Genomic DNA, 1,065 nt, shown 5'->3' with positions numbered 1-1,065 from the left:
GTATTAGGATTACAACAGAAAGAAGGATCTGCTGAAAAGAAGGTTACCTGGCTGGAATTGTTTTATGATTTGCTTTTTGTAGCGGCAGTTTCAAAAGCAGCTCATGTGCTGCTGCATGTCGAGAATGGCACCATTCCAGTAGAATACTTAGGGAAATTTGTTCTAATCTTTGTTMCAATCTGGTGGGCTTGGGTGGGGCAGTCGCTTTTTGTAAATCGCTTCGGACAAGATGTCTTGTCTCACAGAATATTTCTGATTCTACAATTATTTTTTGTATTAATAATGACCGCCAGCTTATCGGTTGATTTTGATCAATATTATGTTTCATTTTTAATAGGCTATATTGGTTTAAGAGCTATGACGGCCATTCAATATTTAGCGGTACATAAGACAGAAGAAGCACATAAAAAAATCACTGCTCAGTATTTAGGGAGTCGCTTTTGGATTGGTTTGGTCATATCTGCATCATCATTATTTTTTGACTCGTGGATACGTTATGCCGTTTTGTATGCGGGAATAGCTGTAGACATATTGCTGCCTTTAATCGGTCGAAAATATTTAGTGAAAAGCCCGGTAAATACTCATCATTTATTAGAACGGTTCTCTTTGTTTACCCTTATTCTGCTTGGCGAATCCGTAATCAGCATACTAGCCGTATTGCAGTCCAGCAACTGGACGTGGCAATCTATCTTATTTGCGTTAATTACTTTTGTGTTAATCATCGCTATGTGGTGGCAATATTTTGATAACGTCGAGAAGAAAGTAAACAAATCAATAGAGACTGCAGGACAAACGATCATTTATGGGCATTTATTCATTTATTTATCGATGTGTATGATCGCAGCTTCGATTCAGTTGTTATTTTTGAAACAATTAGATTATTTATTTATGTTAGGTTATATGTTTGGATCTGTATTGCTCTACTTTTTTTCAACCTCATTAGTTTTCCATAAGTATAGACATGAACATCAAAGATTGGGCATATCACATTTAATGCTTTTCTTAGGGCTGCTGATCGCTTTTTTTACATTGGATTTGTTTCTTGTACTTCCCAATTACATAATC

Annotated in this window: 1 protein-coding gene; it reads left to right on the top strand. The window is 36.0% G+C overall.

The genetic code is table 11. The features are described 5' to 3' along the window. Positions 1-51: 51 nt before the first annotated feature. On the top strand, positions 52-1,065 hold a 1,014-nt coding region (locus AC1DSE_RS35715), incomplete at its 3' end, for a low temperature requirement protein A (RefSeq protein ID WP_477529174.1).

The sequence above is a fragment of the Paenibacillus sp. 01L418 genome, assembly GCF_056400045.1.
The sequence above is the reverse complement of the archived record's forward strand: the minus strand, read 5'-3'. Positions and strand labels throughout refer to the sequence as shown.